This is a genomic window from Mesorhizobium sp. M0870 (assembly GCF_040319775.1).
Taxonomy (GTDB): Bacteria; Pseudomonadota; Alphaproteobacteria; order Rhizobiales; family Rhizobiaceae; genus Mesorhizobium.
Genome location: NZ_JAMYOI010000015.1, coordinates 41873 through 55570 on the forward strand (window position 1 = coordinate 41873; position 13698 = coordinate 55570).

A 13698-nucleotide genomic window follows, 5' to 3' on the forward strand; every position below is an offset into this window, starting at 1 on the left:
CCAGCGGCACTTCCCCAAGCTTCTGATTCGAACCTTTGCGACGACCCGCCGGCCGGAGGCTGCAAACACGCCCGGGAAACGATCGCGGCCGGCCCGGTGCCTCCTCAGTCGAGCGGCTCGTGCTGATAAAGCTCGTCCATGCTGAGCGAGGCCAGGGCGCCGAAAGGGGCCTGCTTTTTCACGCGGCCGCCGCTCAGGATGACCACGTCGTCGCAGAACGAGATGGTGCTGTGGTGGTGGCTGATGACGATGGTCGTGCGGCGGCCGGCTCTCGACTTCAGGGTCTCGACGATGGCCGCTTCCGACAGCCCGTCCACCGCATTGGTGGCTTCGTCCAGGATGAGGAGATCGGGATCGCGGACCAGGGCTCTCGCCAAGGCGATCCGCTGCCTCTGTCCCGCCGACAGATTGACGCCCCTGTAGCCGACCAGCGTCTCGTAGCCCTGAGGCAGCCTTTCGATGAACTCGTGCGCTTCGGCCAGTCTTGCGGCGGCCTCGGCGTCGCCGGCTGTCGCCGTATCCTGCCCGTAGGTTATGTTTTCAAAAATGCTGCCATCGACCAGTTCCAGTTCCTGACTGGCCAGGGCGATGTGCCGTCGCCACTGGCTGGCGTCGATCCCGTCGAGCGGCGATCCATCGACGAGGATGCTGCCAGTGTCCGGTTCGACGAAGCGGCACAGGAGATTGACGATCGTCGTTTTGCCGGCGCCCGAGCGGCCGATCAGCGCCGTCGAGCGGCCGCCGCGGATTTCGAATGTCGCCGCATGCAGCACGACCTCGCGCCGGTCCGTACCGGAATAGGTGAATGTCACATCGTCGAACTTGATGCCCTGGCGCAGGCCGTGGAACGGCTCGTCGCCTTGCGGCGGTTGCGGCTTGCCGGCGGGATCCAGCAGCCATGTCACCTCTTCGAGCGATCCGCTCAGGCCCTGCAACTGGCTCCACGACCCCTGCAGGGCCCGCATATGCGGCTGCAGCCTGTAGAGCAGGATGACGAAGGCGATGATCAGCGGGAAACTCACCTGCGCCAGCCAGGCGCCGATCACCACCGCCAGGAACAGCATGGCGTGGAGAACCTCCGTCAGCGGCGGCAGCGCTCCCTGGCGCACGAGCAGCGCGAAGGAGGCGCGGCGAACCGCATCCGACGCCGTGTCGAATATCGCCTTTTCCCGGTTCTCCTGTCCGAAGATGCGGATCAGCCGTCCGGCATGCACAAGGTGAAGCATCTGCGAGGCGAGGTGGCCGTTGCGCGAAGCGACGCTGCGGCTGGGCTCCTTCAGATTGGCAGAGAGGATAGCGTGCGCGATCTGGACGAGCGCCAGTCCGAGCGTGACCAGAAGCGTCATGCGCCACGAAAGCAGCAACAGGAAAGCCAACAGGATGATGGCGGCCGATGCGCTGACGATGGCCGACAGCATGATCTGGATCGCATCGGAGGCCCGCCAGGACTCGTTGGAGATGATGTTGAGCAGGCGTCCGGGGCTTTGCCGCAGGAAGAATGGGTAGCCGACCCGCAACAGCTGCTCCGACAGGGCGCCACGGATGGAATGGCTTGCCTTGCCGAAGATGAAGGTCGTCAGCAGCGTGTTGGCGAAGGCGAAGACGTTCTTCAGGATGATCGAGCCGAGGATGGCGACCGAAATGACGATCAGCCGGTCGCGCTCGCTCAAGCCCGATCCGACATGCTGGAGGACAGCGGAGAAGCCGCCCATTCCGGCCGCATCCCCATGTCCCATGATGATGCCCAGCAATGGGATGATCAGGCCGATGCCGAACCCTTCGAGGACGGCGCTGAGCAGGCCGAGTACCACCACCGCCGGAAGCAGGCGCAGTTGCCGCTTTCCGCACGCCCGGAACAGCATCGGCAGGCTTGGCGGCAGCATCGGCATTATAGCGTTTCACCTCGCCTGGGCATTGGCTTGCTGATCTTGCCGCACTGGCTCGGCCCGCGGCCGTCTGGCCAGAAGGAGAACCGCGAACCTGGCCGCGCCGAGCAAATTCATGGCGACGATCGGCCAGTGCGGCAGGTTGAGTTCACGATCGAAGGCGGGGCCTCCCGCCAATTCCCGGATAGCCCCTCTTGCGGCCCAGTAGAAATGGCGAAGCAGCCAGGGCGCATGGCGAATATGCTTCAGGCAGAGCCCGCCATTGCCCAGGCTGTAGTCGCGGTGGAGCTTTTCGATGGCTTTGCGATCCCGCCGGCCATGATGATGGAATATCGTCATATCAGGCACATACTCGACTGCGATGCCGAGCAGCATCGCGCGCACGAGATAATCGGTATCCTCGGCCGACCGCAATGGTCCGCCGGCGCCGAAGCGTTCGTCGAAATAGCCGATGCGGGCCGCGACGTCGCGGTGCATCGTCATGTTGCAGCCCAGCACGAAACCGCCGGGATGAACATCTGGCGTCAGCCGCTCGCGCGCCCACGACCGCTTGATGGTGAACGGCAAATCCCTGGCATCGCCAAGCTCGACACGTCCGCCCCGGATGAGCCATTGTTCCCCGGACGCATAGTGTCGCTCCAGATCGCGCAAATAGTCGCGATGGACCGCGCAGTCATCGTCGACGAAGACCAGCACACGGCCGCGCGCGCGCCGCAGCCCGGCGTTGCGCGCGGCCGCCAGTCCGGGGCGCGGCTCGCAGACCGGCGTGAACGGAATGTCCGACGCAGCGGCGATGCTGGCCAGGCGTTCGGCCGTGCGGTCGCTCGAACCGTTGTCGACGACCACGAGTTCGGCGGCGAAGCCGGCATGTGCGCGGCACGCGGCTTGCACCGACTTGATACAGGCATCGAGCACGGCGACGCGATTGCGCGTGCAGATGATGAAGCTGACTTCCGGCGCCGCTCGTTCCGGGCGGGGACCGGCCGGGGCAGGGCCAAGCGCCGTCGAACGATCGCGCTGCAGAGGTTGGTTGGCTTTGACGATCATGCCCCTAACTCAACCGATGAGACGCCAGAACCGCCGCGGCGGGCGCGGATTTGAAGAAGTATGCCATGGCATCGGCTTGTCTGGCGGCCGACAGCGAGGCAAGGCTGAGCCAGGGCGCCCAGGCGCCGGGCCGCAGCGCATATTGCTCGCGGCGCCGGATGGCATTCCATTTCGCGGTCCGCGTCAGCAATTCATGCGTCAGCGCGGGCTGCTTTTCGTCGGCCACCAGCTGGTAAAGGAAATAGAACAGGTTCAGCGCGCCAGCCTCGAAGCTCGGCCGCGTCGCCGCCGGCAGCGAGCGGATTTCCTCCTCCAGCGCGACGATGAAGCTGGCCGCACGGGCGACCGTGTCGTGGCTGACCGCATCGCCGATGTCGCGCAGGTCCCGCGTGGCCTGCGCCAGGCCCTCGCGCTCGAGGTTCTCGGCCACGATGCGCAAATGCGTCCTGCGCATCTCCTTGACGTGCCGGCTGGTCACGCTTGCCTCATGGACGCGGTAGACGACCAGGTTTTCGGGCATCATGGCTGCCGGGTAGCGGCTGGCCAGCCGCCTGAAAAGATCGAAGTCCTCGGCGTGCCTGTAGGTCTGGTCGTAGTGGAGAACGCCGTCGTCGATGACCTTCCTGTTGTAGACGACCGTCGGGTGCATGAAGATCGTGAAGAACATCGCCAATACAGGGATGCGGCCGAACTGGAACACCGGATCCGGCCTGCCGATGTCGATGCGGCCGCGGATCAACATGTCGACGCCGGCGCCGCAGAAGCCCAGTTCGGGCCGCCGCTCGAACAGCGCCACCTGGCGCGACAAACGCCAGGGATAGGCGACGTCGTCGGCGTCCATCCGCGCGACCAGTTCGCCCCGGGCGAGCGCCAGCCCTTCGTTGAGCGTCGCGACAAGGCCGCGGTTTTCACGCGAGACGATCGAAATGCGGCTATCGGCCTTTTGGCAGCGCTCGAGTATCTCGAGCGAATTGTCGGTCGAACCGTCATCGATCGCGATGATCTCCAGGCGGCCGTAATCCTGCCGCAGGATGCTTCCCAGCGCGGCGGCGAGATAGGGGCCGGCATTGTAGACCGGCAACAGGACCGAGACGAGCGGCGCGGCGGTCATCGTCTTGTATCCGTGCGCTGGAGTTCGAGCGCCGGTGTGCGGTCATCCGGCGGTCCGACGGCCGCCGTCGCGAGCCAGCCGCCATGGCTGCCCTGTGCGGGGCGGGTGCGCGCGACATAGGGGAAGTGGCGCTTCAGGCTGTTGAGCGGCCTCTCGAAAACCACCCAGGAAATCGAGGCCGCGACAATCGTGGCGGCGCTCGCAACCAGGAATCGCCCTGGCCCTTGCTCCGAGACGTTGAGCGGAATCCAGGGCTGCGCCTTGACGGCGAGCGACAGCAATATCGGATGGTAGAGATAGATGCCGTAGCTGATGCGGCCGAGGCCAAGCAGCGGCGGCAGTTCGGCAAGCTTGCCAAGGGGGCCGCCAAGGCCGCGCGAACAAGCCGCGACGATAGCCATCAGCGGCACCAGGGGCAGGACCTGCCGCACGAGCCAGTGGGTCCATTCCAGCATCGGATCGGCAGGCGCTGGCACAAACCACTCGATGACAAGGAATGCGGCCGCGAAGCCAGGCCAGCCCAGTCGCATCCAGTGCGGCAGGGCCGCCCTCCTGGACCGCCAGCAGGCAAGCAGCGCGCCCGTCGCCAGCGCATCCATGGACGCCGGCGGCAGCAGGTCGCGCGCCAGCGCCGGCGTGGCGGTGATCGGCCAATAGAAGCGATAGGCCAGCGACAGCGCGATGACGCCGATGCAGATCTGTTCGAAGCGGCGGCGTGGGGCCAAAAGGACGACCAGCGGCCAGGCAAGATAGAACTGCTCCTCGATGCTCAGGCTCCAGAAATGGCACAGCACCCAAGGGTTCCAGTCATTGCGCAGCGCATACCAGAAATTCGACAGGTAAAGCGCATGCCAGACCAGCGATCCCCTGGATTGGTCCAGGTCGACCAGCCAGACGAAACCCAGGACGGCAAAATAGGGCGGAAATATCCGCAAGCCTCGCCTGATATAGAAGGATCGCAGCGCGGGGCCGGTCTCGAATTCGGCGGCCGAACGCGCCTCCAGGAGCAGGCGCGTGATCAGGAAGCCGCTCAGCACGAAAAACAGCCGCACGCCGATATGGCCCCAGAACGAAGGTCCCTCCGCGAAGAAATGGGAATACAACACCATCGTTACGGCGATGGCTCTCAACGCATCAAGTTGGATGTCACGGGCGCTTCCCATCAGCGGCTTCCGCGGCATTGATGTCCGCGACGTATCCGCCAGCCGGTCGTTTCGGGCACCAGGCCGACGAGATCCGCCAGGGCACCGGCACCGTCAAACCTTCGCTTTGCGGGTCCGATCGCGGCGAGTCCGATCGAGCCGGGCTCGAAATCGACGGACGAACAGCACAAATTGGTCAACGTGCCGGAATCCTCCACAGCGTATGTCCAGTCGCAAACGAACCCCAAAGGAATGGTTCGGCCACCCTATTGTGCGGCGCAACACAAAAAATCTACCGGGATGAAATACTTATGTGAGCAAGCGCTAAAGATTCCTGCTTCGGCTGATTGGAGGACGTCGTAGGCTGACGCAATAAGATAGGCCTAATCATTTGTTAAACCAGGCGAAATTTCGGAGTCTGTGTTTTTTGCCGAGTGGATTGGCTCTGGTTGCGCCGAGAAATGGGCTGGAACCATTGGCTTTGCGCGGTGCAGCATCGTCGCCGTCTTTTTCTTGCCGCAAGGCTCACTGCTCCCGAGGCAGGCATTCTGCCCAACGGGAACTCGCACGTAACGCCCCTCACACTGCCTCGAACACCACCGTCTGTTCCAGCCCGCCGCCCCGGCGGTTTTGCAGCGTCACGATGCCGCCGTAGCGCTCGATGATTTCCTTGGCGATGGCGAGGCCAAGACCGGCTCCGGGGACGGATTGCAGGCGGCCGGGGTCGACGCGGAAGAAGGGCTCGAACGCCTTGTTCAGGAGTTCCGTGGGTATGCCCGGGCCATGGTCAGATATGGTCAGCACGGCGCGATTGTCGGCTACGGCCAGGTCGATGCGGCACGCCTTGCCATGGGTGGCGGCGTTGACGATCAGGTTGCGCAAGGCGCGGCGCAGGCCAAGCGCGCCGGCCCGCACGCAAACCTTGTCCAGGTGCCCGATCGAGACGGCATGGCCGAGCGATACCATCTCGGCTTTGATATCGCGCACCGTCTTTGCCAGGTCGACCGGTTCGACGGCGTCCTGGTTCACTTCTTCGCGCACCAGGCGGATGGCGCTATCGGCGATGCGGTCGAGTTCGTCGAGGTCGTGAAGCCATTTGTCGCGTTCGTCGTCGAGGAATTCGGCGCGCAGCCGCATGCGCGTCATCGGCGTTCGCAGATCATGGCCGGCGGCGGCGACCAGCCGCATTCGGCTTTCCATGGCGGTCCGCAGCCGCGACGAGAGCTGGTTCAGCGCATGCGCGGTGGCCTTGACCTCGGCCGAGCCCACTTCCGGCACCGCCGCCAGCACGCCGTCCGATCCGATCTTGGAGACGGCGGCCTCCAGCATCTCGAGCGGGCGGATCAGCACCGAGGTGAAATAGACCGACACCGCCGTGGCGCCGGCGACGATCAGCGAGATCCAGCCGGCCAAGACCAGCCATTCGCGCCTTGGCGGCTTGAGATGCGGCACCTCCATGATCGCCCAGCGGCGGTCAGGCAGGTGCATCGATGCGATCTGGCCGGGTTCGCCCGTCTTCTCGTTGACGACCGCCGGAAAGTCGAGGCCACGGCGGTGCAGGATGTCATTGAGCATCGCAGTTTCCGCACGAGCCACCTTGCCGCCCGCCGGATGGTCGGCGAGTTGCACCCGCAGGACGTCGGGGATCGGCCCCGGCAAAAGCCGCACCACCAGTTCCATCTGTTGGGCAATCCAGGGCACGGTCAGTTCCGGCGGCGGTCCGCCGCCGCGCACGCTGATGACGGCGGCCGTCGCCAGGCCGACGACGCCGACGATCGAGGCGACCAGCAGCAGGATGAGACGGCGGCGCAGCGAGTTCACGCGTGGCTCTCCACGGTCTCGACGCGCGCGGTGAGTTGGTAGCCGCCATTGCGCACGGTCTTGAACAGCGGCCCGTCGCCGGTGTCGGAAAATTTCCGGCGCAGCCGGCTCACCAGCACATCGACCGAACGCTCCAGCGGGTCGCGCTCGCGGCCTTGCGTCAGGTCGAGAAGCTGGTCGCGCGATAAAAGCCGGCCGGGGCGGTCGAGAAACACCTGCAAGAGGTCGAACTCGGCGCCCGTAAGGTCGACGGCCACGCCTTGTGCATCCGTCACCTTGCGGGTGTCCGGCTCCAGCCTGTAGCCGGCGAAGCGGTAGGTACGCGCGCGAGGGGAGGCGGGCGCCTCCTCGGGAGCCGAGCGCCTGAGCACGGCACGGATGCGGGCAATGAGCTCACGCGGGTTGAACGGCTTGCCGAGATAGTCGTCGGCGCCGAGTTCCAGGCCGATGATGCGGTCGACATCTTCTTTCAGCGCCGTCAGCAGGATGACCGGGATATGCGGCTTGCGGTCACGCAAGGCCCGGCAGATATCGAGCCCCGAGCCGTCCGGCAGCATGACGTCGAGCACGATCAGGTCGAACTGGCCCGCGCCCAGCCTCTGTTCGCATTCGCGCCGGTCCGCCGCAGCTGTGACACGAAAGCCCTGGCTGTCGAGATAGCGCTGGAGAAGCGTCCTGATCTCGCGGTCGTCGTCGACGACGAGGATATGGGGTTGTGACTGCATGACCGTGCCCTTGCCTTGGCCGCGATTATAGGGAGAGCCGCGTCCAAGCGGCACGGAAAATTGCAACTGAATGTTTCCGGCAGGCCGTGGGAAACATTCAGTTACAAATTGCCCTCTTGCGGAAACCTTCGGCAATACGCCGACGCGAAGCGGACAAATACGCTTCCTATCCTCTCATTTGTCCGAAGCATGAGAGAAAGGAACACCGTCATGCGAAGCAGACTTCTTGCGCTCGGCCTGTTTTCCGTCGCCGCAATTCACCCCGTGCTGGCGGCACAGCGCGATCCGGGTGCCGCCCCCGGCGAGCCGCCACCGGTCATGGCCCAGCAGAGTGGGGCAATGCAGGATGGACCCGATCATGGCCCGATGGCCGGACCCGGCCCGCACGGGCCGATGCGGCATGGTCCGCAGGGTTTTGGCCCGCGAGGTTTTGGACCGGAAGGCTTTGGCCCCCGCCGCATGGGTCCGCCGCCGGAATTCATGCTGGCCGCCCGGCTGGCAGCGCTCGAGACCCGCGTCGGCATCCGCTCCGAACAGCTCGACGCCTGGCGCGACTACACCAGCGCGCTGCAGGCCGTGCTGGCGCCGCCACGGTCCGATCATGGGCGGCCCGGTGGTCCTGATGGCTCCGGCAGTCCTGAAGCGAAGGGCTCCGACTCAGCCGGCCCTGACGGCAAGCGCGATCCCTTCGCCTTCCAGGAAAAACTGGCCGACGACGTCACTTCCCGCGCGGTTTCGGCCGGCAAGCTGAAAGACGCGATCGCGGCACTGCGCGCCAAGCTGACGCCCGAACAGCTCGAAATCCTCGCTTCGGCGGAACGTCCCCACGGACCACCCCCCGGTCCCTGGGGCGGTCCGCCGGATGATGCAGCCGGCACCCGAGGCCTGCCCAACGATGGCAGTCCGCCGCCCCAGCCCGGGAACGGCTGAGAACTCTGACCGGCTGCGCCGGCCGGCCCGGTACCCAACCCGTTCTCGGGCCGGCCGGTCTCTTTCAGGGATGGCGGGCGTATCTTCGCCATCCCTGTTTTTCAAATCATGCCCAGTTCAAATCAAACGGAAGCACGACAATGTGGGAAGCCATGATACTGCTGCGGCTGCTCGCGTCCGCCAGCCCGAGATTGTCACTCGACCACGCCGGACGCGGTCTTCCGCTGTCCGGACGCGGCCTGCCACTGGCTCTGCCGGCCGACACGCTGAAAGGCGCGATCCGCCTGCGCTTCGCCGCCTGGCGGCTGTCGCTTCCGCTCTCGCAGCCGCTCGACAACCATGGACATCATGACCGCAAGATCGCGTGAACTCCGGCAAGGCGCTTGGCATGTCCTCGCTGATCGGCATAATGATGTTGGTGGGCATCGCGGCCAGCTACTCGACCTTCGAGCAGCTCCGGCCGACGAGAAGGAGCGCGACATGAGCCGCTTCGAAGCATTGCTCGTCGCCGCCCGCCGACGGGTGCGGCCTATCATCATATGGATCGGCATGCCCTCGACCAAGCGGTCCATTGCCAGCGCGTACGCAACTCCAGGGAAAGATCCAGGCCATGATTTCCAAGTCTAGCCAGCCTCGTTTTTCGGCACGCCGTCTGGCGCCCTGGGCCGCGATGTTCGCCGCCACTCTTCTGCTGGCGTCCTGCTCGCAGGAGGGCAGCGCCCCCGCCGGCATGGGCGCGCCCGGCAAACCGGAAGTCGGTGTCGTCACCTTGCATCCGCAATCGGTGGCGATCACCGCCGAGCTGTCGGGACGCACGGCGGCCTCGCTGGTTGCCGAGGTGCGCCCGCAAGTGAACGGCATCATCCAGCAGCGCCTGTTCAAGGAGGGCAGCGAGGTGGCGGCTGGACAACCGCTCTACCTCATCGATCCGGCGAGCTACAAGGCGTCGTATGACAGCGCGGTCGCCGCACAGCAGAAGGCGCAAGCGGCGGTGCCCACCGCACAGGCCAAGTTCGACCGTTATGCCGGTCTGTTGAAGCAGAACGTTGTTTCCAAACAGGATTATGACGATGCCGCCGCCACGCTGGCACAGGCGCAAGCCGATGTCGCCTCGGCCAAGGCCAGTGCCGAGACCGCGCGCATCAGCCTCGACCGGACCTCGATCACCGCGCCGATCGCCGGGCGCATCGACAAGTCCACGCTGACGCCGGGTGCGCTGGTGACCGCCAACCAGGACACTGTGCTGACGACCATCCGTGCCCTCGATCCCATCAATGTCGACGTCACACAGTCGAGCACCAACCTGCTCAACCTGCGCCAGGCGATCTCGGAAGGGCGGCTGAAGTTCAGCGGCCCCAATGTCAGCGTCAAGCTGAAGCTCGAGAACGGCACCATCTACACACAGACCGGCAAGCTGGAATTCGCCGGCGCCAATGTCGACCAGACCACCGGCACCTTCGCGCTCAGGGCCGAATTCCCCAATCCCGACCGCCTGCTTTTGCCCGGCATGTATGTGCGGGCGCTGGTTGAGGAGGGCGTCGCGCAGAATAGTTTCCTGGTGCCGCAGCGCGCCGTCAGCCGCAACACCAAGGGTGAGGCGACGGCGATGGTCATCAATGCGCAGGGCAAGGTCGAGACGCGCGTGCTCGCAGTGCGCAACAGCGTCGGCAACAACTGGCTGGTGGATTCGGGTGTCGGCGACGGCGACCGCGTCATCGTCGAGGGCATGCAGCTGGTGCGCCCCGGCGGCGACGCGACGGGCGTCGAAGTGACGATCGACGAGACGACAGGCGAGGTCAAGGACCGCGGGCAGGGCACTTCCGCCGCGCCCGCCGCGTCCAACGCTGCCAAACCGGCGCCTGCCGCCGCGACCGGGAACTGAGCGATGTCCGTATTCTTCATCAACCGGCCGATCTTCGCCTGGGTGATCGCCATCGTGATCATGCTGGGCGGGCTCCTGGCGCTCACCTCGCTGCCGATCTCGCAATATCCGCAGATCGCGCCGACGACGGTCAATATCAGCGCCACCTATCCGGGCGCCGACGCGCAGACCGTCGAGAACTCGGTGACCAAGGTCATCGAGCAGGGCATGACCGGCATCGACAATCTCGACTACATGACGGCGACGTCGACCTCGACCGGTTCGGCCTCGATCACGCTGACCTTCACCACGGCTGCCGATCCCGACACCGCCCAGGTGCAGACGCAAAACAAGCTGCAACTGGTGCAGTCGCAGCTGCCGCAGGTGGTGCAGAGCAACGGCATCACCGTCTCCAAATCCTCGACCGGCTTCCTGATGGTCATCGGCTTCGTGTCGACCGACGGCAAGATGAACTCTACCGATCTCGCCGACTATGTCGACGCCACCGTCAACGACACGCTGAAGCGCGTCGAGGGCGTCGGCTCGACGCAGCTGTTCGGCTCCGGCTATGCCATGCGCATCTGGCTCGACCCGGACCAACTCGCCAAATACGCCCTGATGCCGAGCGACGTGGCTACCGCGATCGAGGCGCAGAACACGCAGGTTTCGGCCGGCCAGCTCGGCGGCCTGCCGGCGCGCAAGGGCCAGCAGCTCAATGCCACGGTGACGGCCAAGAGCCGGCTGCAGACCGCCGAACAGTTCCGCAACATCATCCTGAAGAGCCAGACCGACGGCTCGCTGGTTCGCCTCAACGATGTCGCCACCGTCGAACTCGGCGCCGAAAGCTATACGACACAGGCCAATTACAACGGCAAGCCGGCGGCTGGCGTCGCCGTCAACTTGGCGACCGGCGCCAACGCCATCAACACCGCCGAGGCGGTGCGCTCGACGATCGCCCGCCTGAGCTCGACCTTCCCGCAAGGCGTCGAGGTCGTTTATCCCTACGACACTTCGCCTTTCGTGCGGCTGTCGATCGAGGAGGTGGTCAAAACGCTGGCCGAGGCGATCGTGCTGGTGTTCCTGGTGATGTTCATCTTCCTGCAGAATTTGCGCGCCACCATCATCCCGACGATCGCCGTGCCGGTGGTGCTGCTCGGTACGTTCGGCGTGCTGTCGCTGTTCGGCTATTCCGTCAACACGCTGACCATGTTCGCCATGGTGCTCGCCATCGGCCTCTTGGTCGACGACGCCATCGTCGTCGTCGAGAATGTCGAACGCGTGATGCAGGAAGAGGGCCTGCCGCCGAAGGAGGCGACGCGCAAGTCGATGCACGAAATCACCGGCGCGCTGATCGGCATCGCCACCGTGCTTTCGGCCGTGTTCGTGCCGATGGCTTTCTTCGGCGGTTCGACCGGCATTATCTACCGGCAATTCTCGGTGACCATCGTCTCGGCGATGGTGCTGTCCGTGCTGGTCGCCCTTGTGCTGACGCCCGCACTTTGCGCCACGATCCTGCGGCCGCCCAAGGACCATGCGACGCAAACAGGTCCGTTCGGCTGGTTCAACCGGGTCTTCGATCGCGGCACGCTTGCCTATCGCGACGGCTCGCACGGCATCATCAACCGGTCCTGGCGTTTCCTCGTCGTGTTCCTGGCCATCGTCGTTGCCGTGGGCTGGATGTTTGCCCGGCTGCCGAGTTCGTTCCTGCCGGAAGAGGACCAGGGCATCCTGATCACCAGCGTGCAGCTGCCGGTCGGCGCGACGCAGGATCGCACGGAGCGCGTCCTGGCAGAGGTGACCAACCATTATCTCAATCAGGAGAAGGACGTCGTCGACGGGGTGTTCACCGCCTCCGGCTTCGGCTTCGGCGGCGCAGGGCAGAATGTCGGCATCGCTTTCGTGCGGCTGAAGGATTTCGACCTGCGGAAATCGTCTGCCTTGGCCGCACAGGCGATCGCCGGCCGCGCCATGGGTGCGTTCTCCAAGATCAGGGACGCGCAGGTCTTCGCGCTCGCCCCGCCCGCCATCCAGGGCTTCGGCAACACCAACGGCTTCGATTTCTATTTGCAGGACGTCAACGGCGCCGGTCATGACGCGCTGATCCAGACGCGCAACCAACTGCTGGCCCTGGCCGGGCAGAGCAAGGTGCTCGCCAGCACCCGCCCCAACGGCCAGGAGGACCAGCCGCAATTCTCGGTCGACATCGCCAGGAAAAGGCAAGCGCGCTCGGCGTCAGCCTGGCCGACATCAACAACACGCTGTCGACCGCCTGGGGCAGCGACTACGTCAACGACTTCATCGATCGCGGCCGGGTGAAACCGGTCTATCTGCAGTCGGACCCGAACTTCCGCATGCAGCCGGAAGACCTGGACAAATGGCAGGTCCGCAATGCCAGCGGGGCAATGGTGCCGTTCTCCGCCTTTGCTTCCAGCCATTGGACATTCGGTTCGCCCAGGCTGGAGCGCTACAATGGTTCGGCGGCGGTCGAGATCCAGGGCGCGGCGGCCACGGGCATCAGCTCGGGTGCCGCCATGGACGAGATCGACAAGCTTGTCGCGCAACTGCCCGCCGGCTATTCCCACGAATGGACAGGGCTGTCGCACCAGGAGAAGCTTTCCGGCAACCAGGCACTGTCGCTCTATGCGATCTCGGCCCTTGTGGTGTTCCTTTGCCTGGCAGCACTTTATGAGAGCTGGTCGATCCCGTTCGCGGTCATGCTGTCGGTGCCGATCGGCATCTTCGGCGCGCTGCTGGCGGCAAGCCTGTTCGGCCAGTCCAACGACGTCTATTTCAAGGTCGGCCTGCTGACCACGATCGGTCTCGCCGCCAAGAACGCCATCCTCATCGTCGAGTTCGCCATCGAGCGGCAGACCGCCGGGATGGGGCTGGTCGAGGCGACGCTGGAGGCGGCGCGACAGCGGCTGCGGCCGATCCTGATGACGTCGCTGGCCTTCATCCTCGGCGTGCTGCCGCTGGCGATTGCCAGCGGCGCGGGCTCGGGCGCGCAGAACTCGGTCGGCATCGGCGTGATGGGCGGCATGATCGCGGCGACGGTCATCGGCGTGTTCCTGGTGCCGCTATTGTTCGTCACGGTGCGACGCATCTTCAAGGGCCGGGCGGCCAAACCAGATACGGGCAAGACGCCGGTGACGGCCAACCAGCAATAAGGAAAACT

General features: G+C 65.2%; 10 protein-coding genes and 1 pseudogene. 5 read left to right on the forward strand and 6 right to left on the reverse strand.

Features of this window, described 5'->3' with window-relative positions:
• Positions 1-104: 104 nt before the first annotated feature.
• The 6 genes from NKH97_RS19080 to NKH97_RS19105 all read right to left on the reverse strand — a co-directional run bounded on the left by NKH97_RS19080 (position 105) and on the right by NKH97_RS19105 (position 7732).
• A complete protein-coding gene (locus NKH97_RS19080; protein WP_352798439.1) occupies positions 105-1889 on the reverse strand; it encodes an ABC transporter ATP-binding protein in 1785 nt (594 codons plus the stop codon).
• Positions 1890-1898: 9 nt separating this feature from the next.
• Complete coding sequence (locus NKH97_RS19085) at positions 1899-2933, reverse strand: glycosyltransferase family 2 protein (protein ID WP_352798441.1); 1035 nt, start codon at positions 2931-2933, stop codon at positions 1899-1901.
• 4 nt (positions 2934-2937) lie between these two features.
• Positions 2938-4044 (reverse strand): glycosyltransferase family 2 protein, encoded by a 1107-nt coding sequence (locus tag NKH97_RS19090; protein ID WP_352798443.1) that lies wholly within the window; start codon positions 4042-4044, stop codon positions 2938-2940.
• Entirely contained in the window at positions 4041-5207 is a 1167-nt protein-coding gene (locus NKH97_RS19095) for an acyltransferase family protein (protein ID WP_352798445.1), read from the reverse strand. The genes NKH97_RS19090 and NKH97_RS19095 overlap by 4 nt, the downstream gene beginning before the upstream one ends.
• A gap of 558 nt (positions 5208-5765) precedes the next feature.
• Positions 5766-7007, reverse strand: a complete 1242-nt coding sequence (locus NKH97_RS19100; RefSeq protein ID WP_352798447.1) for an ATP-binding protein — start codon at positions 7005-7007, stop codon at positions 5766-5768.
• Complete coding sequence (locus NKH97_RS19105; RefSeq protein WP_127296965.1) at positions 7004-7732, reverse strand: response regulator; 729 nt, start codon at positions 7730-7732, stop codon at positions 7004-7006. The genes NKH97_RS19100 and NKH97_RS19105 overlap by 4 nt, the downstream gene beginning before the upstream one ends.
• A 210-nt stretch (positions 7733-7942) precedes the next feature.
• Between NKH97_RS19105 and NKH97_RS19110 the strand changes: the two genes are divergently transcribed.
• From NKH97_RS19110 to NKH97_RS19130, 5 genes and pseudogenes are all read left to right on the forward strand, one after another.
• Positions 7943-8662, forward strand: coding sequence for a hypothetical protein (locus tag NKH97_RS19110; RefSeq protein ID WP_352798450.1), 720 nt, complete (start codon positions 7943-7945; stop codon positions 8660-8662).
• A gap of 140 nt (positions 8663-8802) precedes the next feature.
• Positions 8803-9030 carry a hypothetical protein gene (locus NKH97_RS19115; RefSeq protein ID WP_352798452.1) on the forward strand — a complete coding sequence of 76 codons (228 nt, stop codon included), beginning with the start codon at positions 8803-8805 and terminating at the stop codon, positions 9028-9030.
• 112 nt (positions 9031-9142) lie between these two features.
• Positions 9143-9289, forward strand: a complete 147-nt coding sequence (locus NKH97_RS19120) for a hypothetical protein (RefSeq protein ID WP_352798454.1) — start codon at positions 9143-9145, stop codon at positions 9287-9289.
• Positions 9273-10544: an efflux RND transporter periplasmic adaptor subunit gene (locus NKH97_RS19125; RefSeq protein WP_031213976.1), complete on the forward strand. Its 1272-nt coding sequence runs from the start codon at positions 9273-9275 to the stop codon at positions 10542-10544. Before NKH97_RS19120 ends, NKH97_RS19125 begins: the two co-directional genes overlap by 17 nt.
• A 3-nt stretch (positions 10545-10547) precedes the next feature.
• Positions 10548-13690 (forward strand): annotated as a pseudogene (locus tag NKH97_RS19130) (efflux RND transporter permease subunit).
• Positions 13691-13698 lie beyond the last annotated feature (8 nt).